Annotated in this window: 27 protein-coding genes; 11 read left to right on the plus strand and 16 right to left on the minus strand. The window is 60.3% G+C overall.

Annotated elements, in window-relative coordinates:
• Positions 1-2 precede the first annotated feature (2 nt).
• Complete coding sequence (gene glp, locus HMPREF3149_RS03925) at positions 3-1,295, minus strand: molybdotransferase-like divisome protein Glp (RefSeq protein WP_070536794.1); 1,293 nt, start codon at positions 1,293-1,295, stop codon at positions 3-5.
• A gap of 60 nt (positions 1,296-1,355) precedes the next feature.
• Positions 1,356-2,285 carry a UTP--glucose-1-phosphate uridylyltransferase gene (locus tag HMPREF3149_RS03930; RefSeq protein WP_042530076.1) on the minus strand — a complete coding sequence of 310 codons (930 nt, stop codon included), beginning with the start codon at positions 2,283-2,285 and terminating at the stop codon, positions 1,356-1,358.
• A 70-nt stretch (positions 2,286-2,355) separates the two neighbouring features.
• On the opposite strand from HMPREF3149_RS03930, the gene HMPREF3149_RS03935 reads away from it, so the two are divergent.
• The 3 genes from HMPREF3149_RS03935 (at position 2,356) to mscL (ending at position 4,377) form a co-directional block, all read left to right on the plus strand.
• Positions 2,356-2,922, plus strand: a complete 567-nt coding sequence (locus HMPREF3149_RS03935; RefSeq protein WP_070536796.1) for a 5-formyltetrahydrofolate cyclo-ligase — start codon at positions 2,356-2,358, stop codon at positions 2,920-2,922.
• A 42-nt stretch (positions 2,923-2,964) separates the two neighbouring features.
• Complete coding sequence (locus tag HMPREF3149_RS03940; protein ID WP_070536798.1) at positions 2,965-3,633, plus strand: SAF domain-containing protein; 669 nt, start codon at positions 2,965-2,967, stop codon at positions 3,631-3,633.
• A gap of 315 nt (positions 3,634-3,948) precedes the next feature.
• A complete protein-coding gene (gene mscL, locus HMPREF3149_RS03945) occupies positions 3,949-4,377 on the plus strand; it encodes a large conductance mechanosensitive channel protein MscL (RefSeq protein WP_070536800.1) in 429 nt (142 codons plus the stop codon).
• Positions 4,378-4,463: 86 nt separating this feature from the next.
• Here mscL and HMPREF3149_RS03950 read toward each other — a convergent pair whose 3' ends face one another.
• The 7 genes from HMPREF3149_RS03950 to HMPREF3149_RS03980 all read right to left on the minus strand — a co-directional run bounded on the left by HMPREF3149_RS03950 (position 4,464) and on the right by HMPREF3149_RS03980 (position 9,996).
• On the minus strand, positions 4,464-4,712 hold the full coding sequence (locus tag HMPREF3149_RS03950; protein WP_070536801.1) for a hypothetical protein: 249 nt from the start codon (positions 4,710-4,712) through the stop codon (positions 4,464-4,466).
• Positions 4,712-5,254 carry a MogA/MoaB family molybdenum cofactor biosynthesis protein gene (locus HMPREF3149_RS03955; RefSeq protein ID WP_070536825.1) on the minus strand — a complete coding sequence of 181 codons (543 nt, stop codon included), beginning with the start codon at positions 5,252-5,254 and terminating at the stop codon, positions 4,712-4,714. Before HMPREF3149_RS03955 ends, HMPREF3149_RS03950 begins: the two co-directional genes overlap by 1 nt.
• A 153-nt stretch (positions 5,255-5,407) precedes the next feature.
• Positions 5,408-6,949 (minus strand): S1C family serine protease, encoded by a 1,542-nt coding sequence (locus HMPREF3149_RS03960; protein ID WP_168162176.1) that lies wholly within the window; start codon positions 6,947-6,949, stop codon positions 5,408-5,410.
• A gap of 110 nt (positions 6,950-7,059) precedes the next feature.
• The gene (locus HMPREF3149_RS03965) at positions 7,060-8,613 is read right to left on the minus strand and encodes a HAMP domain-containing sensor histidine kinase (RefSeq protein ID WP_042530065.1); all 1,554 of its coding nucleotides are present in this window, start codon (positions 8,611-8,613) and stop codon (positions 7,060-7,062) included.
• Positions 8,610-9,308 carry a response regulator transcription factor gene (locus HMPREF3149_RS03970; RefSeq protein WP_042530063.1) on the minus strand — a complete coding sequence of 233 codons (699 nt, stop codon included), beginning with the start codon at positions 9,306-9,308 and terminating at the stop codon, positions 8,610-8,612. Before HMPREF3149_RS03970 ends, HMPREF3149_RS03965 begins: the two co-directional genes overlap by 4 nt.
• A gap of 229 nt (positions 9,309-9,537) precedes the next feature.
• Positions 9,538-9,711, minus strand: a complete 174-nt coding sequence (gene rpmF / locus HMPREF3149_RS03975) for a 50S ribosomal protein L32 (protein WP_039674524.1) — start codon at positions 9,709-9,711, stop codon at positions 9,538-9,540.
• Positions 9,712-9,726: 15 nt separating this feature from the next.
• On the minus strand, positions 9,727-9,996 hold the full coding sequence (locus HMPREF3149_RS03980; protein WP_005530151.1) for a type B 50S ribosomal protein L31: 270 nt from the start codon (positions 9,994-9,996) through the stop codon (positions 9,727-9,729).
• 613 nt (positions 9,997-10,609) lie between these two features.
• Here HMPREF3149_RS03980 and rpmB point away from each other — a divergent pair.
• From rpmB to HMPREF3149_RS04010, 6 genes are all read left to right on the plus strand, one after another.
• The gene (rpmB, locus tag HMPREF3149_RS03985) at positions 10,610-10,846 is read left to right on the plus strand and encodes a 50S ribosomal protein L28 (RefSeq protein WP_005279911.1); all 237 of its coding nucleotides are present in this window, start codon (positions 10,610-10,612) and stop codon (positions 10,844-10,846) included.
• Between the two features lie 2 nt (positions 10,847-10,848).
• Positions 10,849-11,013: a 50S ribosomal protein L33 gene (rpmG, locus tag HMPREF3149_RS03990; RefSeq protein WP_042530058.1), complete on the plus strand. Its 165-nt coding sequence runs from the start codon at positions 10,849-10,851 to the stop codon at positions 11,011-11,013.
• A 3-nt stretch (positions 11,014-11,016) separates the two neighbouring features.
• Positions 11,017-11,322, plus strand: coding sequence for a 30S ribosomal protein S14 (gene rpsN, locus HMPREF3149_RS03995; protein WP_042530056.1), 306 nt, complete (start codon positions 11,017-11,019; stop codon positions 11,320-11,322).
• A 15-nt stretch (positions 11,323-11,337) separates the two neighbouring features.
• Positions 11,338-11,592 carry a 30S ribosomal protein S18 gene (gene rpsR, locus HMPREF3149_RS04000; protein ID WP_010187626.1) on the plus strand — a complete coding sequence of 85 codons (255 nt, stop codon included), beginning with the start codon at positions 11,338-11,340 and terminating at the stop codon, positions 11,590-11,592.
• Positions 11,593-11,827: 235 nt separating this feature from the next.
• Positions 11,828-12,622, plus strand: coding sequence for a hypothetical protein (locus HMPREF3149_RS04005; protein WP_070536803.1), 795 nt, complete (start codon positions 11,828-11,830; stop codon positions 12,620-12,622).
• Positions 12,623-12,707: 85 nt separating this feature from the next.
• Entirely contained in the window at positions 12,708-13,424 is a 717-nt protein-coding gene (locus HMPREF3149_RS04010; protein WP_070536804.1) for a TetR/AcrR family transcriptional regulator, read from the plus strand.
• A gap of 15 nt (positions 13,425-13,439) precedes the next feature.
• Here HMPREF3149_RS04010 and HMPREF3149_RS04015 read toward each other — a convergent pair whose 3' ends face one another.
• Positions 13,440-14,120 (minus strand): hypothetical protein, encoded by a 681-nt coding sequence (locus HMPREF3149_RS04015; protein ID WP_042530050.1) that lies wholly within the window; start codon positions 14,118-14,120, stop codon positions 13,440-13,442.
• A 97-nt stretch (positions 14,121-14,217) separates the two neighbouring features.
• On the minus strand, positions 14,218-15,495 hold the full coding sequence (locus HMPREF3149_RS04020; protein WP_042530048.1) for a serine/threonine-protein kinase: 1,278 nt from the start codon (positions 15,493-15,495) through the stop codon (positions 14,218-14,220).
• A 144-nt stretch (positions 15,496-15,639) separates the two neighbouring features.
• Here HMPREF3149_RS04020 and HMPREF3149_RS04025 point away from each other — a divergent pair, with 144 nt between their 5' ends.
• Complete coding sequence (locus tag HMPREF3149_RS04025) at positions 15,640-16,287, plus strand: hypothetical protein (protein ID WP_070536827.1); 648 nt, start codon at positions 15,640-15,642, stop codon at positions 16,285-16,287.
• 25 nt (positions 16,288-16,312) lie between these two features.
• Here the strand turns inward: HMPREF3149_RS04025 and HMPREF3149_RS04030 are convergent, their stop codons facing one another.
• A complete protein-coding gene (locus HMPREF3149_RS04030; protein ID WP_070536806.1) occupies positions 16,313-17,209 on the minus strand; it encodes a serine hydrolase in 897 nt (298 codons plus the stop codon).
• A gap of 8 nt (positions 17,210-17,217) precedes the next feature.
• The gene (locus tag HMPREF3149_RS04035) at positions 17,218-18,084 is read right to left on the minus strand and encodes a hypothetical protein (RefSeq protein WP_042530045.1); all 867 of its coding nucleotides are present in this window, start codon (positions 18,082-18,084) and stop codon (positions 17,218-17,220) included.
• Between the two features lie 238 nt (positions 18,085-18,322).
• Here HMPREF3149_RS04035 and HMPREF3149_RS04040 point away from each other — a divergent pair, with 238 nt between their 5' ends.
• A complete protein-coding gene (locus HMPREF3149_RS04040; protein WP_042530043.1) occupies positions 18,323-19,234 on the plus strand; it encodes a flagellar basal body-associated FliL family protein in 912 nt (303 codons plus the stop codon).
• Between the two features lie 107 nt (positions 19,235-19,341).
• Here HMPREF3149_RS04040 and purH read toward each other — a convergent pair whose 3' ends face one another.
• Genes purH through HMPREF3149_RS13855 form a run of 3 tightly spaced genes read right to left on the minus strand, consistent with a single transcriptional unit; the run spans position 19,342 to position 23,266 of the window.
• Complete coding sequence (purH, locus tag HMPREF3149_RS04045) at positions 19,342-20,874, minus strand: bifunctional phosphoribosylaminoimidazolecarboxamide formyltransferase/IMP cyclohydrolase (RefSeq protein ID WP_070536808.1); 1,533 nt, start codon at positions 20,872-20,874, stop codon at positions 19,342-19,344.
• Positions 20,875-20,914: 40 nt separating this feature from the next.
• Positions 20,915-21,520: a phosphoribosylglycinamide formyltransferase gene (gene purN / locus HMPREF3149_RS04050; RefSeq protein ID WP_070536810.1), complete on the minus strand. Its 606-nt coding sequence runs from the start codon at positions 21,518-21,520 to the stop codon at positions 20,915-20,917.
• A gap of 42 nt (positions 21,521-21,562) precedes the next feature.
• Positions 21,563-23,266 (minus strand): cell division protein PerM, encoded by a 1,704-nt coding sequence (locus tag HMPREF3149_RS13855; protein ID WP_246819939.1) that lies wholly within the window; start codon positions 23,264-23,266, stop codon positions 21,563-21,565.
• Between the last annotated feature and the right edge of the window lie 288 nt (positions 23,267-23,554).

Here is a 23,554-nt window from a genome sequence, read left to right on the forward strand (position 1 = left end):
GCCTAGCTGCGCTGGGTCAAGAACAAAACGTCAACCACATCGCCTGGTCGGATCTCCGTGACTTCCTCCGGAATACGAATCATGGCGTTGGCCTCTGACAAACCGGCAAGCAGGTGAGCAGGTGCGCCCGCGGCCCCACCGAGCCCTTCCACAAGGTAGTCAGAGGTTTCAGCGTCACGCATCAAGCGCGCACGGATAAAGCCACGCCGGCCCGGGCGAGACTCAACGTGGTTGAGCACACGAGCGCGCACCACTCGGCGCTGTCCGCTTCGCTTGCCCAGGGATAGCCTAATAAGCGGGCGAACAAAGACCTCAAAAATGACCAGCGCAGAGACCGGGTTCGAGGGCAACAGGAAGGTCGGGATACGTTCCTCTCCCAGCAAGCCAAAGCCCTGAACCGAGCCTGGGTGCATGGCTACACGTGAGGTATCGACGTCACCAAGCTCATCGAGAACCTCACGGATCTCGTCTGCGCCTGCGCCACCCACGGCACCGGAAATGACGAGAACTTCACTACGCGCGAGGTGGGTTTCCAGAGCTTCGCGCACGCGGCGCGGCTCGCCAGCAGCAATACCCACGCGTTGCACGTCGGCGCCGGCCTCCTTCGCTGCAGCCGCCAAGGCATAGGAATTCACGTCAAAGACCTGACCCAAGCCCGGTTCACGGTCAATATCGACCAACTCTTTGCCATAGGACACGATGGTCACGCGCGGACGTGGATAGGCCAAAACTTTGGAGCGGCCTACCGCAGCGAGTAGGCCAATCTGTGCTGGCCCCAGGACGGTCCCAGAGGACACTGCAACGTCACCCGGCTGAATGTCATCGCCCACGCGACGGACAAAGTCACCCGAGCGCACTGGACGGTGCGAGGTTACGCGCTTGCGTCCGCGATCAGACCATTCGAGGGGCAGGACAGCGTCGGCAAGCGTCGGCAAAGGTGCACCCGTGTACACCCGCACTGCCTGCTTAGGCTGAAGGCGCAAAGGCTGACGCGAACCTGCCGGTACCTCACCGACCACAGGTAGGGAACGTTCAGTCTCCGGTTCTGAGGCAGGATCACCCGCCTCATCCTCTGCCGGCCGCGGGCGGGGCTTAAGTGCCTTCTCCCCGCCGACATCAACTGCACGCACTGCATATCCATCAATCGCTGCCTGCGGAAAGCCCGGCAGCGGCTGATTCGCCTGCACTTCCTCAGCGCACTTGAGTCCCAGGGCATTCGCGATGGCTATACGCACCGGCTCCGGGGTCACCGCCGCATCAAGAATGAACGCCATCTGGTCATCGACCGAACGCATACACCGCCTACCTTCGCTGTGGAGTCTGTGGGGGATGGACTAAAGCTTAATGTGCGGAGGCTAGCCCTTCAGGCCGTTCTCCGCCTCATACTCATCCATGATGTGCTTGAGAGCCTTGTACAGCGCAGGGCCATACTTCTCATCACGCAGGCCGAAATCCACGTTTGCGGGAATATATCCACCCGGGTTACCCAGGTCATGGCGCTTGCCTTGGTGAACCACGACGTGAACCGGGTGGCCTTCCTTAATGAGAAGCTCAATGGCATCGGTGAGCTGCAGCTCGCCGCCCTTGCCCGGTTTAATACGGCGCAGGGCATCAAAAATCTTACGGTCCAGCAGGTAGCGGCCTGTCGCGACCAGATTGGACGGAGCGTCCTCCGGCTCCGGCTTCTCCACCATGCCCACGACCTTTTTCACGCCAGGGACATTGGTGTCCTCTACGTCAAAGACGCCGTAGTTATAGGTTTCTTCCCGGGATACCTCGAACGCGCACAGCACACTGCCGCCAAGCGCTGCACGCACGCGAGCCATCTCACCCATGACGGTCGCGGGTAGAACGATGTCATCTGGCAACATCACGGCGAAGAAGTCTTCGTCCTCGTCCAAAACGGACTCAGCCAAGCCGACTGCATGCCCCAAACCAAGGGGCTTCTCCTGTGGAACGGAGATGGGGTGAATCAGTTGAGCGGCACGCTTAACCTTGCCCACCTGCTCATCCTTGCCGCGAGCGTCAAGAGTCTCAACCAGCTCGGGAAATTCCTCAAAATGGCGCATCACTTCCTGCTTATTAGGTGCGGTGATGACGGCCAGGCGCTGTGCGCCTACGGATGCGGCTTCCTCCGCAATCAGCTCAATACCCGGCGTATCGACGACAGGGAGCAGCTCCTTCGGCACAGTTTTGGTGGCGGGCAAAAAGCGGGTGCCCATGCCAGCTGCGGGGACAACAACCGTGGCGATCCCAGTGGGGGAATCCTCATGTGCAATAGCCATAGATTCCAGTTTACAATGCGCCGACCACAGCTCCGCGGTGCGCTACGCCAGCGATCTATGATTTATATCCATGACAACCTCCCCTAAGGCTGTTCTCAGGGCCCAGCTTCTTCAGTCGCGCCGAGCGCGCAGCCCCGAGCAGCGCGCTCAAGATAACAAGGCGTGGTGCGCCGGGGTTCGTGCACTTCTCACGCCTGCAATGCGGGTCGCAGCGTACCACCCGCTCGGCACTGAGCCGGGTGGCCCAGAGCTGGTGGACAGCATTGCTGCTGCGTGTCGCGAGGTCTATCTGCCGATTTCCGGCACCGATGGTCAGCTGCTGTGGACGCTTTACGACGGCCCAGATTCCATGCGTCCGGGTGCTCTCGGAATTCCAGAACCTGTTGGCAAACGCCACACCAGCGCGGTGCTGGCACACCTTGATCTCATTCTGGCGCCCGCCATGGCGGTGAGCCCATCAGGCATGCGACTGGGAAAGGGCGCCGGTTACTACGACCGCGCATTGGCTCCCCTCACGACTGGCCAGCCGCCTGTGGTGGCTCTCGTGCATTCCACCGAAGTACGTGAGGTTCCCTTTGAGGACCACGATCGTCCCGTCGATGGCATCCTCACTGAGCGCGGGATGAGTTGGATGTAGCGACCTGGGAACCGTACGGAGCTCTGCACAGTCTAAGAAGATATGGAACTCGTTCATATCCTGCGCACACCAGGGCACCGACGCAGCGTGCTGATTCGGCGAACTCTGGCCTGCATGCTGCTCGTGGCTGCTGCCGTGAGCGCTCTAGCCTCTACTCGTGAGCAGCCTCGCACCGTGGTCATGGCACGCGAGGTAGCTGCGGGCGAGAAACTTGCCCAGGGTGATGTTGCGGTGGCTCGTGTCCCCTCGTCTCTTCTTCCCGCCACAGCCCTGGGAAGTAACCCGGAGGAGGCTGTCGGCCGAGTTCTCGTGGCATCGGCTGGTGCAGGTGAAATCCTCACTACTACGCGGCTGCTGAGCTCCGACCTCGTCGCGGACTTCGGGATGTCAGATGCCCACCTCATCCCTTTGACCTTGGCGGAACCGGAGATCGCATCCAACCTGCATCACGGCGATACCGTTAATATCGTCGGCGGCACAGACTCCCGCGATGTGGATGACGCGGTCGCTCCCGATGATTATGGTTCCTCCGCACAAGGCGCCACAATCGCCAGCGGTGCACGCGTCGTCTCGGTTGAAGCGCCGGACGCTGGCGCCCGCACACGCACACTCCTCGTCGCACTACCCGCGCAGGCCGCTGAAGCCGTCGCCGCCGCGTCCCTGGCGCAACCGCTCACGGTGGTCATTGTTGGAGACCGCGCTCACACATAGTCAGGTTCTGTGTTTGTCAGCGCCTTTTCTCGGATGCCTGTCTCTGCACGTTGCCTCCGTTAACCTGCGCGGATTAGTGTGTTTATGTCCACTCAGGCGCCACAGCCCACTAGCCCACAGGGAGCTGCCGGCAGTGCGCCAGTCAGTGGCCTCTCATCGCAGTAGTTTCCCGCTCCGTCTCGCCCCTCTTTCCCGTTAGCCCACCACAGCATCGAATACATCGCGGTGGGCACGCTACGTATGGCGCACTGCACCGACATCCCTACGAGGAAGGTTGTAAGGCGATCGAGGCTTTCATCAGAAAAGGACATTCACATGCTCAAGGGTTTTAAAGACTTCATCATGCGCGGCAACGTTATTGAGTTGGCCGTCGCAGTCATCATTGGTTCGGCGTTCACCGCCATTGTCACCTCCGTGACGGATCACCTCATCCAGCCGCTCATCAATTCCTTCGGCTCCCCGGAATTGGGTCGTCTGGGCTTCAGCATCACAGATGACCCGGCAACGTTCCTCGACTTCGGCGCTGTCATCACCGCCATCATCAACTTCCTCATCATCGCGGCTGTGATCTACTTCGGCATCATCGCTCCGATCAATGCTCTAACGGAGCACGCCAAGCGCCGCCAGGGCGTCGACCCAGAGGAGTCTGCCCCGACCAGCGAGCAGCTGCTTGCGGAAATTCGTGACCTGCTTGCTGCTGAAAACGGTGGTGCTACGGGGTCGAACGCCGACGCAACCAAGTAAGGGACATAGGGCGTACATCGCACAAGGGCCGGCCATCCTGTGGAGGAAGACCGGCCCTTTTCGCATGGTGCGAACGTGCTACTGGCTTACTGAGTGGCACCGAAATGCGGCGGCATGTTCTCCCGGTAGAAGGCCTCACCGGTGGGCTCGTCGTCGTTTCCAACGAGGCCGTCATTATCGAGCGCGACGCTGCGCAGTTCGTCTTCTCCTCCGTTTTGTGCGGCCTCGCGAGGATTCACGCTGGGCGCATCGAAGCTGCGGTCATAGTTCTCCGCAGTGGACGGGCGCTGTACGCGGCGGCGACGGCGCGCAGGCCGTCGTTCAGATTCAGCCATTAGACGCTGGACTTCTGCAGCTGGTCAACGAGGTGGTGCACCAGCGGCGTCAGCGTTGCCATGCCGTCACGGACCGCAGCACGCGAGGAAGCAACATTGACAATAACCGTCGAACCGGAGACACCGGAAATACCGCGGGACGTGCACGCATCCACCGCACCACACGCCTGACCAGAGGATCGCAGGGCCTGTGCCACACCAGGGACCATCTGGTCCAAGACTGCGCGAGTGGCCTCCGGGGTTTTATCGCGCGGTCCCACGCCAGTACCACCGATGGTGAGCACGAGGTCCACGCCACCCACGACACCAGTTTCGATGGCTTGGCGGATCTTCGACTTCTTCGAACGGACGATCACGGCACCATCAACGTTGAACTCTGCTTCCGACAGCAGCTCGCCCGCAAGGCGGGAGGTGTCTTGTGCAGTGTCATCCGGGTAATCCGTCACGATGACAACGAGCGCACGCCGCGGCGCCTGCACGCTTTGTTCCTGTTCACTGGCGAAAAGGAAGGCGTCATCGGGTTCGTTGACGTCATCGAGCATGTTTGTGGTGTCGGTTTTCTCTGCCAAGGGAGTGTCTCCTTAAGGCTAAAGGCTCAGCCTGGTCTCGGGGTGGTCTCTGCGTGGTCTGTGTGCGGCGGTCTCTGTGCGGCTCCAAACACAGCGCCCACGTCAACCGCCTGGCTATGTGTAAACTTACTCGCTCGCCAGCGTTACCTCTACCTGTCGCGAATCTTCGCTGTCCTTGGTCGTCACTTCAAGGGTGACGGTCGCACCGAACTCCTGAGAACGTGTGGCCGCGATCAGCGAATCGGAGCTCTCAATGAGGCGATCGTTGACTCGGGTGACAATATCGCCGTCCTTCAAGCCTGCCTTGTCAGCGGGGCTGTCGGGTTCCACCTCGACGATTTCTGCACCATAGACAGTGCTTTGCGCGCGCACCTTCACTCCCAACGTGGGGTGCTTGACCTTGCCGTTGTTAATGAGCTCATCAGCCATGCGCTTAGCAAAGTTGGACGGGATGGCAAAGCCCAACCCAATGGAGCCACCTTCAGCGTTAGCGCCACTGGACAGGGAGGCGATCATCGAGTTCATGCCGATGATATTGCCTTCCATATCGACCAGTGGTCCGCCGGAGTTTCCGGGGTTTACCGCGGCGTCGGTCTGGATGGCGTCGATAAGCGAAGACTCCCCGCCTTCCTGTGAAGCGCGCACTGGACGGTTCTTTGCTGACACAATGCCGGACGTCACCGTCGCATTGAGTCCCAGCGGCGAGCCTACTGCGACGACTTCCTGGCCCACTGCGGCGGAATCAGAATCGCCGAACTGCAAGAACGGCAGGTCTTTCGCATCATCGATCTTGATTACGGCAACGTCTGTCGTGGCATCTGAGGCCACAAAGGTTGCGGAATGATGCGAGCCGTCATTCATCGTTACCTCAAGGCGCCCGCCTTGATCCGCTCCCGCGACCACGTGGTGGTTGGTGAGAACATAGCCATCCGGGGAAATGATTGACCCAGAGCCCTCAGCACCACCCGAGCGCGTCATACTAAAAATCGACACCACTGCTGGGAGCACCTTCGAGGCCACCTCCTCCACGGAGCCATCGGCAGGCTCTTTGCCCGTGCTGTTGACCACGGGTTGCTGTTGCAACACCTCATTGACCGTCGACGTCGAATCCTTGTCATTGTTCATCGCGCCGACGACAGCGCCGGTCACACCACCCGCAGCGATGGCACCTACCATCATTGCCAACGCGGTGCCTAAGCCAACTGTGCGTTTGGGTGTGGACTGCTTGTCAGTAGGAACCATGTGAACACCAGCATTCTGTTGGCCGCCGAACACTGGCTGATTCTGGGGGTTGTGACCGGTGCTGGCAGCGGTGCCGAACGCTCGCTGTCCGGCATAGGGTTGCTGCTGCTGAGTGCTGTGCGCGTTGTAGCCGTTGCGTGGCCGCGGGCCACCAAAACCATAGGAGCTGCCGCCGCTATACGACGTCTCCCCGCCCATGGATTCCTGGCCGGCGTACGGAGAGTGCGGTGCCTGAGGCACATACGGGGCCGACGCCCCCGAAGCGTCATTGGACCCTTTCTGCTCAGGGTTGTGGCTGGGACGGTTCCCAAAGCCTTGCGGGGTCTGTGCCGCAGAGCGCGGCTGGTTCCAGCCAGTCGACTCGCTCCCCGCCTGAGTGTTACGGGGTTCCTGCGAGTTATCCATGTTCGAGTTCCTCACGTTCATGTCATCTAGTGTGCACTACAGCGCTGATGCGGATCTGTTAGTGCACTGCAATTCTGCTACTAGAAGCTGAACGTTTCCTGTATACCATGAACTGGGATGTTAGCCTCTGGCTAGCCTTGGTTGAACCACCGCTCCGCAAAGATCTGGCCACGGTCAGCGGGGGTATCCTCCTGAAACTCATTAGGCTGTTCTTCCAGTCCGTCCACCATGGCATCTCCTTCCGTGGGGCGGCCCGGCAAAATGACTTCCATACGCGTTCCGCCATCCGCGGAGTCCTTGATGGTGATGACACCATTGTGACGCTCAACCACAGCCTTGACGATGGCCAAGCCCAAGCCGGAGCCCGGCATCGAACGAGCTTCCGCAGAGCGGTAGAAACGCTCGAACACCTTTTCCCGCTCCTCTGGAGCAATACCGGGGCCAGAGTCATCGACGCGCAGACACACCTTGTTCGCTGCCACCTGACGCATAGACACGCGGACCGTACCGGTAGGCGGAGACCACTTGGCCGCATTGTCCATGAGGTTGAGCGTGGCACGACCCAAGGCGAAGGGATCGCCATCGAGCACCCACGGGATAAACCTCACACGGAAATCCACATCGGGGCGGCGACGACGTGCTCGGTTGAGAGAGTTCTCCAAAACCTCATGCAGCTCCACCGGCTCCGGTTCCTTCTCCGTTGCGTCCTCTCGCGCCAAGTCCACGAGATCACCAATAAGAGTGGAGAGCTCAGACATCTGTGCCATCACGTCGTCTTCGAGGTCGCGGCGATCTTCTTCGCTAATGCCGAAACCACCACCGGACTTGTTAAGCATCATGAGTAGCTCAATATTGGTACGCATGGAGGTTAGCGGCGTCTTGAGCTCGTGACCGGCATCGGCCACGAATTGGGACTGCTGCACGCGCGCGTGCTGAAGGGCGCTCAGCATTCGGTTGAAGGACACCGTCAACTGCGCCATCTCATCGTTGCTGACAACTTCAATCGGGCGCAGGTCATTGGTCTGGGTAACGTAGTCTGCCGCGCGCTTCAGGCGCGCGATCGGCTGCATTCCTGTCTTCGACACCACCATGCCCGCAAAAATTGCCAGCAGCACGCCGAAGGCAACGATAATCAGCAGCGCTGAGCCCACGGCAGAAATTAGTTCCTCAGTAGCGCTAAGGCTCTTAGCCACGACCACCGTGGCGCCGCCATCGTGAGATTTAGCCAACACCCGCTCGCCATTCACCGTACGGATGGAGGTTTCCGTCGTGTCACCGTCACGCTTGAAATCCCCGCCCACCGGGAGAGCATCACCGTAGGCAAAAGTGGCCGAAGGAGGCGAAATGGAGACCCGTGTCTCGGGGTTGTACAGCTTGAAGGACGCGATTTCTTGGTCGATATTGCCGACGAAGCTGGGATCCTGCGCTTGACGTATCAGCACATCGGCCTGTTGCGCCATGAGCTTATCCACGCTCGCCGTCATTGACGCTGCCACCAGCCAATAGGTCACCAATGTCATGACTGCAACCGATACAGCAACGACAACGCCTGTCACGAGAGAAAGGCGCCACCGTAGCGGCGCCCGTGAAGCCCAGCTGCCGCGGCGGGGGGACATGGCCACCTGCGCGGCGGCCGGTGAGGCTTCAGAAGGCACCGCGTGAGGCGCGGGCCTTCGGAGAATCACGCGATAGCCTCCCTCATCACGTAGCCCACGCCACGCACGGTGTGGATGAGACGCGGTTCGCCATCTTCCTCGGTCTTCTTACGCAAGTATCCAATGTAGACCTCGAGGGCGTTGCCCGAGGTGGGGAAATCATAGCCCCACACCTCTTCGAGGATGGTGTTGCGGGAGAGCACCTTGCGCGGGTTTTCCATAAGCAGATGCAGGAGGGCAAACTCGGTACGGGTCAGAGAGATCTGACGGCCGCCGCGGGTGACCTCACGGGTGTCTGCATCCAGCTTGAGATCCTCAAAGCTCAGCTGAGTTTCAGCCGGCGGCTTTGCACCAATGGAATCAGCAGCAGCGCGACGGACCAAGGAACGCACGCGCGCGAGCAGCTCCTCCAACGCGAAGGGCTTGGGCAGGTAGTCATCAGCACCCGCATCCAAGCCAGCAACACGATCCGAGACACCATCACGAGCGGTAAGCACAAGAATCGGACGGTCCCAGCCCTCACTACGCAGAGTGCGGCAGACCTCGAGGCCATCCATGTTTGGCATCATGACATCGAGGATGAGTAGATCAGGGTTATCGCTGTGCACTGCTTCGACGGCCTGAACACCATCGGCGGCCAGCGCCACATCGTAACCATTGAACTTCAGAGATCGGCGAAGCGATTCGCGTACGGCTTGCTCGTCATCCACGACTAGAATCTTCATAGAACCAATTATGTCTTATGAAGGGCATTTTAACGAAGCGAAACGTATTATTTCGCCCCCTTCAATCCCCCCTTAAGGACGAAAATCACCCCTCCGGCTTCATACCCCCCTTCCTCAACCCCGAAACGCGCTGCTCAATGACGGGGTGCAGATAGAAAAATCCCCGGCATAATCACTCAGTTTGAATGACTACGCCGGGGGTGCTGTCACAGCAGCAGGCTTAAACGCCTTAGAACTGCTCGACGTCGATGAGGCCGAGCTTGGCAGCCTTCACCAGACGGCGCGGGATACGCACGGTCTGACCGTCGATGGTGACTTCCTGGAGGGCGACGTTGTCAGCCTTCCACTGGGAACGGCGAGAGTGGGTATTCGCGCGGGACTTCTTAAACTTAGGAGTTGCCATCTTTTCCTATCCTCCTTACGCGTTCTTCTTCTTACGGCGAGCCATTGCACCGAAGCGCTGGTTGAACTTCTCAACGCGGCCAGCGGTATCCATGACGCGCTGGGCACCAGTCCAGAACGGGTGGGACTCAGCAGTCACGTCGACGACGATGAGCGGGTACTCGTTGCCGTCTTCCCATTCAACGGTGCGGTCGGAGGTAGCGGTGGACTTGGTCAGGAAGGAGTGGCCGGTACCGGCGTCCTTGAAGACCACCGGGTGGTAATCCGGGTGGATATCTTTCTTCATATGTCGATTCCCTCAGGGTTGAACTACGGGTCGGTTCCCTCTCTCCACACCGTGCGTGGGTGCATCACTACACGTCGCAACGCCACAGTGTGCGTAAGGATCGTGCCCGAGTTGGGTCTCAATGCTTACAAACTGTGCGGCTCTCGCCGACAACTCGGAATATCCTACAGGGCCGAGGTACCAAAACCTAAATCGCGGCTACGGCCCAACATTTCCTTTATATCTCCAGCCACACAGGGCCTCAGAGGTTACACACCTGACGGGCGCTACACATGCGCTCTCGTCGCCAGTTTCGCCTGCTCTTACAGCGAGGTGAGCAGGGCAAGAGCTGGCACGCTATGCTTAGCGACGCCTCCCCGTCCGCACGCCCCTCAGCGCGGCCAACCGCACGCGCCTACTCGATGGCTCAACTGATCGGCGATTAGGTTCTGAGCTGGCTGGCATGTAAGATTTCCCCTTGCTGTTGTCAAAGTAATCGTTTTACGCCCTCATCAACTGGTGTTCAACGGATTAAGCCTCCTGCTCAACCTCACTTTTCGAGCGCCGCACCTCACCGCGGATTAGGCACTCCGTTAGTCGCTTTCGATGTGGGCGGCTAGGAGAAAGAAGACCCATGTCGGCTATTTGCCAGGTAACGGGCCGCAAGCCGGAATTCGGCAAGCAGGTCTCGCACTCGCACCGCCGCACCTCGCGCCGTTGGAACCCCAACGTGCAGCGTCGTCGGTACTACCTGCCCTCCGAGGGCCGTACCATCACCCTGAATGTTTCCACCAAGGGCATGAAGATCATCGACCGTGACGGCATCGAGTCCGTCGTGGCCAAGATTCGCGCACGTGGGGAGAAGATCTAAAGATGGCACGTAATGACATCCGTCCAATCATCAAACTGAAGTCCACTGCGGGCACCGGTTACACCTACGTGACCCGCAAGAATAAGCGCAACAACCCGGATCGCATCACCCTCAAGAAGTTCGATCCGGTTGTCCGCAAGCACGTCGAATTCCGCGAGGAGCGATAATTTATGGCTAAGAAGTCTAAGATCGCCAAGAACGAGCAGCGCAAGGAAATCGTCGCCCGCTACGCGGAGCGTCGCGCCGAGCTCAAGGCAATCATCAAGAACCCGAACACTCCGGACGACGAGCGCCTCGAGGCGCAGTTCGAGCTGAACCGTCAGCCGCGCGACGCCGCACGCGTTCGCGTCCGTAACCGCGACGCTGCCGATGGCCGCCCGCGCGGTTACCTCCGCAAGTTCGGTCTGTCCCGTGTCCGTATGCGCGGCATGGCTCACCGTGGTGAGCTGCCGGGCGTTCGCAAGTCCAGCTGGTAAAGGGGGAACCACACAATGGCTGTCAAGCGTAATAACCACAAGAAGTTCCGTATGGAGCAGACCCGTCGCCCGAAGAAGAACCCGCTCAAGGCCGAGGGCATTGAGAAGGTTGACTACAAGGAGATCAAGACTCTGCGTCTGTTCATCTCCGATCGTGGCAAGATCCGCTCCCGTCGCGTCACCGGTCTGACCCCGCAGCAGCAGCGTCAGGTTGCTACTGCCGTCAAGAACGCACGCGAAATGGCTCTCCTGCCGTTCACGTCCCGCTAAACACTAGCTGGTTTCAACAGCGCACTTTTGCCGCTGTACTCGTGACTCACTAGGACAGGACAAAAGAGCTTTCAGGCCGCCGCCTCGTTCCTCATTCAGAGGAGCTGGGGCGGCGGTCCTCGTTTTCACCGCTACAACTGACGTAACCTCGCACCACCCGCCACATGGCCATCGGTGGCTGTACTGCTAGATTGAAGAACGAGAAATACCCTGACAGAAAGGGGCCTGAGAACCTATGTCGCTGCACGAATCCTTAACTGATCTAAGCGAGCTAGCCGCACACTGCCACTCCCCCGCGCACGCCCGTGGCCTGCTGGAAGAGGCCCAGGACCTCATCCGCAATGCTGCTGCGCACCGCGCGGATGGCGTCGAGCTGGCAGCGTGGTTTGCCCGCGTGGTCACAGATCTCGTGCGCTCTCCGGGCCTTTGCAGCCCTGTACGTCTCACTGGGCCTGCCGCCCGGGGCGATGTCTTACCATCCATGCGCATTACGTGGCTAGGAGAAGACCCTCAGCTGGAGCAGGTAATCGCCGATGCTGGCCTTAACTGCGCCGCGGTTGAAGCATCTGCCGCCACCCGTGCCGATGCTGGTCTCCCGTTGGGCGCTGGCGGCGAGGATGAGCTCTACACGGATGTCTTAGCCAAGCGCCCAGCTCCGCTGAAGCTCGTCGATGGCCTGCCGGACCGTTCCGCTGACGTCGCCATCCGCCCGACTCTGCTGGCCCCTGTCTCCGCCATCGCGCGCTGGGCCGCGCCCGCCCCTCGCCCTACTCCGGATCGTTTGGCCATCGGAGTGGAACGCGAGCTGCTCACCGCCAGCGAGGCCGAGGGGCTCAGCCTCGCCTGGGGCACGGGCGTGGCACTTGAGCTCGGAAGGTGGTACAAGGGCGTCGACAAGCACGGCGTTGTTCTTGGTGACCTTCCCCCACTCGATCGCACCGCCTATGGCTCTGCCTGCCGCACTGTTTCTGCAACTGTGGAATCCATCGTTGCGCGGCACGGTAGTGTAGTAGGCATAACTAAAGGGTAGGAATTAAGCCCTTCCCGCTGTGCGGAGTACGATAGTTGAATTGAAAATAATTAGTGAGTGACGCTCATCGAAGGGAGTCCGCCTGATGGCAGGTACCGTTGGCAGGCCGCGTAAGAACAGCCCACGCCGCCGTGGCAACACCGCGCGCGAGGAGATCTTAGACGCCTCGTCCGAGCTGTTCACCACACAAGGTTTTGCCACGACTTCAACCCACCAGATCGCCGATGCCGTGGGTATTCGCCAGGCCTCGCTGTATTATCACTTTCCGTCCAAGACGGATATTTTCCTTACCCTGCTCAACTCCACTATTGAGCCCTCACTCGAATTGGCAGAGGAGCTCGCTGCCTCAGACGCCGCACCGGCCCAGCGCTTGTGGTCTCTCGTTGCGGCAGAGTCGCGCCTCTTGCTGACCTCCGCGTGGAATGTGGGCCGGCTATATCAGCTTCCGGTGGCTAACTCCCCGGAGTTTGGGGAGTACCACGAGCAGCGTGACCGTCTGAAGGAGCATTTCCGCTCGGCGGCCGCCGGGATTGTCGGTGAAGATGATCCGCGCGTTGAGCTCCCCTTCCACATCGCCCTATCCGTCATTGAAATGCGCCCCAATGATGGCACCGCACCCTTCGACGCTTCCCAGCGCGTGCCGGAGCAATCCGCCATGCTGGCGGATGCCGCACTGGCAGTCCTCGGCGCCACCCCTCCCATCGATGCAGAGGCCACGACCCTGGAACTGCTCAAGAACCGCAATGACTCCATTTCCTCAGCCGCTGCTGCCGCCGCCGACCGCAAGAAGGCCGCACGCTAGCAGCCCTCGGCGCCTTCAGCGTCCGTGACGAATGGCGTAGTGCGCCAGAAACGTCTTATAGGGTTTGTAGACCTTCTCACCGTCGGCTTTGAGGTTGTCAACGAGTCGATCCATTTTGTGGTTCGTCTTCTTTTCCGTCCATTCCAGGGCGTCCGCAATCTCGCGCACGGATGGAATATCAGCATCCGTTGAGCCGGGCTTCTTGAGGTAACTCGCTAGCTGCCGCAGGAGTTCCTCCTGCTCATCGTTAGGTACGTGGCGAGTTCGGGTGCGTTCTTCTTCCTGCACCTGCTCGCGCTTGGTGCGACGAGCATAATTGCTATTCTCCACGTCAATGTAGAGCTCATAAGGGCACTCGGGGGTCTCAAAAGTGATACGGGATGGTCCGGGCGGAACGGCGGCCACTGCCCGCGGGCCGAGGTCGATTCGCGAGAACCCCTTAACCCCACGCAGCTCGATGCGTAACGGGATGTGGCTGCCCACGTTACAAATCATCCAGCCCTGGCCGGCGTACCACAGCTGGAAGAGATGACGGTGCAGGGTGAGATCACCTTCGCCCACACGAAAATCACCGGCGCGGCCGACAACGACTTCCTCCCCCGGTGCAACGATCCTCACGCCACCAATGAGATCATCAATCCGCAGCCGCGGGCCGCGTTCCGCTTCCTGAAGCGTATGTGGTTGTTGCGTGCTCATAGTCACCTCCGTCGGGGGCACAACTTGGCAATCATGCCCGGAAAATTGTCTTTCAGTCTAGCGCCAACTCCTATGGAGCTTCTGAAAGAGCCTTCCGCTAAGCCACAACTGCCCAGGTCACCAGGAAAATAAGGAAGATTACCACGACGGTCGCAGCGATGAAAAGTGCATTCGTGTTGTCCTTCTTGTCCGGTATGCGTGAACCTGACGGCACCGCCGGAGTTACAGGCGTTGAAGGATCAATGTGCTCCGTTGACGAGATGGGGTTTGCCGGTGTGAAAAATCCGGTTGGCCGACTGTGTTCTGTCGGCCCCGACGGCTCTGGCCACAGCTGCTGTTGCTGCTGCGATATGCGCGGTAGCGGAGATTGCTGTTCGGGTTGCGAGGGTGGTGTCACACGGGCCTCTGGCCCCGGTTGTGACTGGGCCTCTGGTGTGGGCACGTGCTGCCTAGGCAGTGCGGCCGGAGACGAGGTCGAGCTCGCTGCCTTGTCGAGAGCCGAGATGAACTCCTGCGCCGTGGCATAGCGGCGCATGGGCACGCCATCGAGGGCTTTATCTAATACCTTCTGTACGTGGCTAGCCACTCGCGCGGTTTCCGGAGCTAGGAAATCGGCAAAGGCCGCACTCGTCAGATCGGGGAGGCGACGCTCCCCTATCCACTCGCTGCGGGGCATCGTGTCTTTGAGATGATGCAGAGTCAACATTTCAAAGGCGATGAGTGCCAAGGCGTAATCGTCTGCACGGGCCGAAAGATCATCATCGCCATAAGCTCGGCCATTGTTCTCGGGGGCCAAATACTTTTCTGTTCCTACGATGTGCCCAATCCTTGTCAGGCGGGACTGGCCTTCCTGAATGCTGATGCCGAAGTCCGTGAGGACAGCTGGCGGGAGACTACCTGGACGCTTCCGAAGCAGAATATTCGCCGGCTTGACGTCGCGGTGTACCCAGCCAGGATGTAACTCGTGGTGCATGTAGTCCAATGCCGAGGCAATCGGCTTGAGGTAATAGACAACCTCATTCACGCTAAAGCCTCGTCCAGTGCGGGCGCGATCCTTAATCGCATGCGCGAGAGTGCCACCGTCAATAAAGGCCATGACCATAACGTCGTCACCACGCGGAGTTGATTCCTTGGAGTAGAACTGAACCACGCCGGGATGGCTTCCGATACGGGTCAGCGCCTTCATCTCGTTGTGGAAGCGGGCGCGTGAGGCTTCATCACGGACATCATCAAGCAGCACCTTGACCGCTAGTTCTCGGGAGAGATCTGGATCCGTCGCATGAAAGACCTGCCCCATGCCGCCTTCACCCAACAGGTACACGGTGGTGTAGCGCTTATGCTGGGTAAGCCACTGAACGAAATAGGAACTAGTCACCTGACCATTGCACCATATGCAAAGAGTGCGCTGAGTCTGCCATGTCCCGTCTCCCCCGAATGGAGGGTACTCCCCTCGGTTGATGCCGGTTCGGGCATGCTCGTTATGATCGCTGTTGTTCTCAATCGTCTTTCCAAGGACTTTATGACTACCCCAGGATTTGGCACGAACTCTTATTCCGAGCAGCACGACCTCACCCCGGCTTCTGCTCACCCGGCTTCTGCTGCCTCTGAACAGCGCAATAATGTGCCGATCATGTGCGCGATCGCCATCCTCGTCGCGCTCATGATCTCCGGAATCGTTATTTGGAACGACGTGCGCTCCACCAGCCAAGAAGTACCTGTGGCAGAAGAAAACTCCGACACTGCCGTGGCCTCGGAAGATCCAGAGCTTGAGCCCAAGGACAGTGCTGCGGAAGAGGCCTCACCGATCACAGACGCCGCGGCGGATGCTTCCGACGTTGCTGCGGTTCCGCCCGGCCTGACTGCCGCCGGTTGGTCCGATTTCCCGGAGGCACGCTGTCAGAACCGTGAATCGATGGTCTTCGCAGCAGCTGGCTCCGACCCGAATTCACACATTGTTATCTGCGAGAGTCACGATTCCCTCGTCTACCGCGGTGTGTGGTCAAGCGGCGCTGCCTTTGGACCGGCAAGAGGCAACGGCACTGATTTCAGCGCTGCCATCGTGGATCCCGCAAGTGGCGCCACCACTGGTTCAGTATTGACTATCCGCGGCAAGGACTATGCCATCGACGGCGATACCGGAGTCTTTGACGTGTACTGGCCGAAATAAGGGTGGGCGAGCTTCTGCCTCGACGTTATACCGCTCCTTGCTGGCAGCCGGCCGAAGGCCACTCCACGTCAGCGGACTCCAGCTGAGACACAAGGCGAGTGAGCATCTGTTGGGCATCGCCGTAGTCTCCAGATTCAGCCTCGGCATAGATAGCCACGGCTACCGTGCGGCCGCCAAGGGTGATAAGCCCCATCTGGCGGGCCTCATAGGAACCATCGGTAGCTGGGCCCCATCCACCTTTCTTCACTGCACCTTCAACGCCTCCAAGGCCATAGTTTTGCGCCGGATCGGGTTGCCCCATCGCCGCGAGCACTGCCTCCGCGCCATCCATACAGCCCAGTGCGGCCACGAACTCAGCTTGTTGGACCACCGACCACTGGGTTTGTCCAAAGGAACTAAAACCTTCGCGCGGCGGAATGGCCGGCACCGTGACCGTTCCGATGACGGCCTGCGTTGCCTGTGCTGCTTTCTCGCCCCCACCGAGTGCGGACCACAGCGAATCAGCAGCAGCGTTATCGGAATACGTGATTGCTTGAGACACAGCACCGGAATCAGCTACCCCGGCACGCTCAGCGGCGATGGCGAGGGGAACCTTCGACGTCGACCATGCGGCCACTGGGTCGGTGATTCCCGCGGCAAAGACTTCGTCAGCACCGGCCACGGCGATGCCGGTTCCGGGGTTCTCCGCCGCGATGGCGTCGAGGGCTTCCTGGGGGCTAGCCGCCTCAATCACGGGAACGTCCTCCATCGTGTCGGGGGCGGATGAGGTTTCCGGCAGCGTAGGCTGCGGAGTCGAGGGGCCGAGTGCTGACGGATCCTCGGCAGAGTCATGGGAGGAGACGTCCCCAATCGTGCAGGCGCTGAGCAGCGCTACCGACACGACGGTCGCGGTAGCAAGCGCGGAATCGCGCAGTGTCAACATTCGGCGCATTAGAGGATGTACACGATCGCGTTGTTGCCACCAGTGCAGGTGACAAATTTGCCGTTATCGGAGCAGTCCATCGTGTAGGTCTGCTTGGTCACCGGACTGTAGGCGGAAATCGTCGCGTTGAGTTCTTTGGTATCGACATAGTGCTTCACGTATTCATCGCGCACGATGTTGGCAAAGGCCTCGGAGGTAACCGTGGAACCGCGGTATATGCTGTTAAAGTTTCCGCCCGGTTCGTTGTTGCGGGCAGCGTCGTTCACGGGCTCAGCACCAGCTGGGAGCTCAGGGTGCTCAGGGCGTTTCTTCGGTTCGGAGCTCGTAGTCTGTTCCGAAGAGGTCGGTGACTCCGCGGTTCCCGCTGTAGAGTTTGCTTCGCCCTCATCGCCTGTGGCCTCCTCGGTTGCCTGCACGCCCGTGGTCAGTGGCGGCTGGGCCTGATGTCCAGAGGTGGAGTTCTTAAAGAAGAAGAGGTAGCCCAGCGCAGCAATGACGAGGAGAACGGCGAGGATCAGAACGGCGATGAGAACCATCTTGCCGCCGTTGGAGGAGCTAGAGTGTGCCGTAGCCTGCTGCGGGTATGCGGCAGGCGAACCACCAGCGGGCACTGTCTGCTGTCCCCACTGGTTCTGCTGTCCTTGCCAGCCCTGCTGACCTGGGTTTTGTTCCTGTGTAGGAAACTGCTGGGTCGGATGGGCAGCGCCCTGCTGTGCGAAGGGATTGGAGTACTGACGATTTTGGCTCAAAGGGCCTGACTGGGGCTCAAAGTCCACAGTCTCCGGGTGGGTATCCTTGCGCGACGAGTGCGGTTGGCCGCCGTGTTCCTGAGGGTGGGGCGCGCCGAATCCATGGTTGCGTTCTGAGTCAGTCACCGAAACCTCCGTTTCTACAGTGCCTGCAGCGTCGATGTCTGGAGTGGTTGCCGCTACAGCGAGTACAGTGCCTCCATCTTTGCACAGTGGTGACGGATATCTTGCTCAATTTCTTAGCGCAGTCACGAGAGCGCGGGGAATATCCCTCAAAAGTGGCGAGCACCGCGCGGGATTAGGCGGATACGGTTTAAGTTGTTAGAGACACCTCTCACGCATGCGGAAAGGCGGGTACGGACCCATGACATTTCCTTCTGGCCCCTCGGGCACACCATCTGGACGCTCAGGAGGTAACTCCGGTTTCGGTACCCCTCGTCCCGGCTTTGGTTCTCCTGCCGGGAGTTCTGGGGGTTCCGGCCATGGTGGGCCGCCGCCCTTCGGCAGCCGCCCCCAGAGCCCGGGGTCGTATCCGGGTGCTCCTACTGGCGGTAGTAGCGCCAACGCGCAGCCCGTTTTCGGTGGCGGGTCGACGCCTCCCCCGGGTCATGCCCAGTCGGGCCAACCACAGTCGTCGTTCCACGCCCCGAACCAGCCCCCGCAGCAGCCGCAGACACCGCAGTACTCCGCCCCGACGTCCCCGCAAGGCGCCGGCAAAGGAAAAGGCAGGTTCAGCGGCGCGATCGGCGCGCTCATTGCCCTCCTCGTTGTCCTCGCCATTGTTTTAGGTGTTGGCGCGTGGTTGATCTGGGGCCGTGACTCCGCCGATGCTGCACAGGCGGGGGCGTCCTCGGAGCAGACGTCGACAGCCGCGCTTGCCGGCACTCCGATTAGCACGCATGGCAGCATCGACACGGATCTCACCGAACAGGATGCGGTTATCGCACGCACTCTGTTTCCGGATTCCTATGTCTCCCACGGAGGCAGCACAAATATTGCTGATGTGCACCTGGCTGAGGGGCAGCGCCAACTCATCGCAGTCTTTGGGTTTATTGATAATCGTGAGAACTCCAAGGCTGCCAGCGCTACAGTTACCGTCAATGGAAGTGATGGCGCAGAGCTTGCATCTTTCGAGGTCCCCGTCGAGGAAGCAGTGGAAATGCCTATCAACGTGGCGAATCACCAGACACTGCGTTTTACCTTTACCTACAAGGATTCCGCCGGCAATCCTGCTGAGAACACCGGCTTCGCGGTGGCCTCACTGCACGCGCAGTAATAACCCGCATACCACGCAGGCCGCCCCTCAACCAGTGCGCTGCACCGAGCTGAGGGGCGGCTTTGTCAGGTCCTGCGCATACCGTCAGGACAAAGCTTTCAGGGAATTTAGTGGAAGAAGTGGCGCGTACCGGTGAAGTACATGGTCACACCGGCCTTCTTCGCGGCCTCAATGACCTCCTCATCACGGATGGAACCACCGGGCTGAACAACGGCCTTGACGCCTGCCTCAAGGAGGACTTCGAGGCCATCAGCGAACGGGAAGAAGGCATCGGAGGCGGCGAAGGAGCCTTCAGTACGATTGGTGCCGTCCGCCAGAGTGTTGGCACGCTCGACGGCGAGCTTGGCAGAGTCCACGCGGTTGACCTGGCCCATGCCCACGCCCACGGTGGCGTTATCCTTGGCCAGCAGGATGGCGTTGGACTTCACCGCGCGCACGGAGCGCCAGGCAAACTCGAGCTGTGCCAAGTCGGACTCGTTGAGAGCCTCGCCCGCAGCCAGCGTCCAGTTGGCTGGGTTATCTCCCTCTGCCTGGTAAGTATCCGGCTCCTGGGTGAGCACACCACCGGAGATGAACTTAACTTCCTCCTCCGGCGCTTCGTGCTCTGCCTGCAGCACGCGCAGGTTCTTCTTGGCCTTGAGGACGTCAATGGCGCCCTCCTCATAGGACGGGGCAACGATAACCTCGGTGAAGATCTCCTTGACCTGCTCGGCCATCTCCACGGTCACCTCACGGTTGACGGCGATAACGCCACCGAAGGCGGACATGGGGTCGCAGGCGTGTGCTGCGCGGTGAGCAGCCGCAATGGATTCCTCAGACACGGCAATGCCGCACGGATTCGCGTGCTTGATAATGGCCACACAGGGACGCTCGTGATCCCAGGCGGCGCGCCAGGCGGCGTCGGCGTCCTGGTAGTTGTTGTAGCTCATCTCCTTGCCGTTGAACTGCGTCGCATTGGCCAGACCGGTGGTGCCAGTGCGGGTCACGGTTGCAGACTGGTGGGAGTTCTCACCGTAGCGCAGCGGGGTGGTCGCCTCGCCCTCACTGAGCTGGTCTACGAACCACGCGGAAACGGCAGCGTCGTAATCGGCGGTGTGCAGGAAGGCATCGCGCGCCAAACCGCGGCGCTCATCCAAGGTGAAACCACCATTGGCCACAGCGTCGGCCGCATCACCGTAGCGAGCCGGGTCCACGACAACCGCCACGGATGGGTGATTCTTTGCGGCCGCGCGGACCATGGAGGGGCCGCCGATGTCGATTTGCTCGACGCAGCCATCGAAGTCCGCGCCGGACGCTACGGTCTCACGGAAGGGGTACAGGTTGACCACGACGAGCTGGAACGGCTCCACGTCGAGCTCAGACAGCTGGTTAAGGTGGTCGTCCTTGCGGGTATCCGCCAGGATGCCGGCATGAACGCGCGGGTGCAGGGTCTTGACGCGGCCTTCGAGGCACTCCGGGAAGCCGGTGAGCTTTTCTACCGGGGTGACCTCAATGCCCAGATCCGCAATCTTTTTCGCGGTGGAGCCGGTAGAGACGATTTCTACTCCGGCCTTGTCGAGGGCCTGGGCAAGGTCCTCCAAACCGGTCTTGTCGTAAACGCTAATCAGTGCGCGCTTGATGGTCTTACGATCTTCGCTCATGGTGTGGGGACTCTAGCCTTCCTTGCGGTTGTTGCAGTTGTTACAGCTCAATGGTCAGCGCCGCATCCTGCGCGCGGGATGCCCGCAGAACAGTGACGATGAGTTCTCTTTCGACCACTTTGATGCGCTCGTGCAGGCTGGCTTCGTCATCGTCAGGCAGCACTCGCACGGGTTCTTGGGCGATGATGGCGCCAGTATCGACACCGGCATCAACAAAGTGGACTGTGGAGCCTGTGACCTTGGCACCGTAAGCCAGCGCGTCGCGCACGCCGTGCGCGCCCTTGAAGGCAGGCAACAACGCCGGGTGGGTGTTGATGGTGCGACCTTCGAAGCGGTCCAGAAAATCCTTCCCCAGAATCTTCATAAATCCCGCAGAAACAACAATGTCTGGCTGCGCAGCATCTACTGCAGCAACCAGACTCTTATTCCATTCGGCACGGTCAGCACCCATTTCCACGACCTCGGTGGCGATTCCCGCCGCCTGTGCGCGTTCGATGCCCTTACAGGGCACGTCCGCAATGACTTTGGCTACGCCGTAGTGTTCGTCCTGACCATCGAGGATGGCCTGCAGCAAGGAGCCGGTTCCAGAAACGAGAACCACGACGTTGAGGCGGGCAGAAGTAGCGGGCTGGTGCGGTGTAGTCACGCGCTACAGCCTAGCCGCTGCGAAGCCTAAACAGGGAATTTCTTACTCCTTGGTGGGGTCCGAGTGCACGTGCTTGGCGACGTCCCCCTCATCACCCTCATCACTCACGCCACCGTGGTCCTCGTTCGCATCACTGATCTCTGGAGCTTCCGGTGTCTCATCCTCCGCCGGTGTCTCATCCTCCTCCGGCTCCTCAGGGTCTAGTGCTTCCTCAGGGTCTGCCGCTGCTTCAGCGTCATCAGTCTCATCAGCGAGCATGGCGGATACAGGCACTGCAGTCGCGGCTTCAGAATCAACTTCGGCCTCGACCACATCAGGTTCAATAGATTCAGACGTCTCAGTGGGCTCAGAGGAGTCAGCTGCAACGGTCTCTGTTGTGGTCTCTGTTGTCGCAGCGGGCACCGCAGCATTCTCGACATCGGCCTTGACGCCGGCAGTCTTGGCTTCGGTTCCATCACCGCGACGCCAGGCCATCAACGCATTAGCCGCGGCGAAGCCGACCCCCACGACAAGGCACCACAGTGCGCTGAGCCCCACCGCAGTCCAGAGCTCGGGACCGGTATAGCCGTAGGCCCCAAGGGTGCCGGAGACACCGTAAACGGCAGCCAACGCAGTAATGGCAGCAACCACAGCCGCAGTGACGGCCACCTGGAAGTTCACCAACGCTCGGCGACGAGCAAAGGCCACAGCAGCAGCCAGAGCGGGCAGTGCAAGGAGAACCACAGCCCAGGAGCTAATACTCGGAGGCACGGCGGCTGCCAGCGGCAACGGCGGCAAAGGCACCATGTGACTGCTAAACAGGCTCACGCTACTCTCCGGCCCGATGTGCAGTTCCGAACCGCTCAGCACGGAACCCGCAGCCACGACGGCGTTAGGCAGGTACAGAATGCTCACAAAAATCAGTCCGGCGGTACCCAGGGCATCAAGCGCCGGATACTGCGCCAGCATCTCAGCCTGTCGCGGCCACCCCAGTGCCCACAGGACAACAACGAGGACGAAACCACTGACGACGAGGTATCCGAGGTAGCTGAGACCGATGCAGGAGGCGTCGACAAGCACGTGCGGCACCCCGCTACGCTTAGCCAGCGCCTTCCACAGACGCGTGCCCATACCTCCGATGAGCGCCGCGGCATGCAGGAGAAGCATGCGCGGAAGCACCACATAAAGCGCCGGTGGGGACACGTCATAGGCCTTACCAGCGTCCCACAGCATCAGCCAGGCCAGACATGTCAAGACGAGCGGTACGGCAAAGACACAGCCGGTGAGGACAATCAGATCATTAATACTGACTTTGTCCTTAATCGCTGTGCGCACGCGGGACCCCACCAACCAGGCCAGCAGCACCGCAGGTAAGGCCGGCAAGAAACCAAGATCAACGCCTCCAGCACGAATTGGCGCGAGGTTAAAGACCATCCAGGCTTCCGCCACGATGGTGTTGAACCATGCGGATGGCGAGCTCGTCAGCAACAGCGCGGCGATGACCACGACAATAATGCCCAGCACCACCACCAGATTGGGGACGGCAACCACCATGAGCATGCGGCGGATACGCTCCCGCAGCGTCGTAGGCCCCTGGGCGCGGCGCGCCTTAGCCTTAGCGGACTCCACCCCTTTAATTCGCTGAGCCGGCGCGCGGCGATCGCGGCGGGAAGAACGCTTGGAACGCTCGCCATCCTGGCCATGTCCACGCACCTGAGTGCGCGGCCGGGTTGCCGACCGTGACTGGGGACTCGTTTTCTTATTCATTGGCGTCCACTTTGCCACGCCCTACTCCCCCAACAGGGGTGGCGCGGCGGGGCTAGACCCAAATGATCGCTTGGCCGCAGGTGGTGGCCGAGAAGCCACACAGAGACAGCCCACACAAACAGCAAAATCTCAGCCCACAGACACAAGTCCTCAGGTAAATGCAAATATTCTTGCACTACCCCCGTTGGGTAGTCACACTCATCACAACAATTAGCTTCAGTACCATTACTGTTAGGATGTGCGGCACTTACACAAGAAAAACCGCAAACTGGGTTGCTCTAACTTTCC

Origin of the sequence: Corynebacterium sp. HMSC05E07 (assembly GCF_001807225.1) — a bacterium.
Classification (GTDB): domain Bacteria; phylum Actinomycetota; class Actinomycetes; order Mycobacteriales; family Mycobacteriaceae; genus Corynebacterium; species Corynebacterium singulare.